Raw genomic sequence first — 283 nt, forward strand, 5'->3', positions numbered from 1 at the left:
GAGAACTGAAACATCTCAGTACCCCGAGGAAAAGAAATCAACCGAGATTCCCCTAGTAGCGGCGAGCGAACGGGGGAACAGCCCAGAGTCTTAATCAATGGCAGCATCAGGAGAACGGTCTGGAAAGTCCGGCAGTAAAGGGTGATAGCCCCGTATCCGAAGATGCTGTTATTGTGAACTCGACGAGTAGGGCGGGACACGTGTTATCCTGTCTGAATATGGGGGGGACCATCCTCCAAGGCTAAATACTCCTGATTGACCGATAGTGAACCAGTACCGTGAG

The 283-nt window shown here is 51.9% G+C and carries 1 rRNA gene; it reads left to right on the forward strand.

The window, feature by feature from the left end:
* Positions 1–283 (forward strand): 23S ribosomal RNA (locus BHE89_RS01420); the annotation flags it as partial.

It is taken from the genome of Shigella sp. FC1967 (assembly GCF_001743005.1).
Lineage (GTDB): Bacteria > Pseudomonadota > Gammaproteobacteria > Enterobacterales > Enterobacteriaceae > Proteus.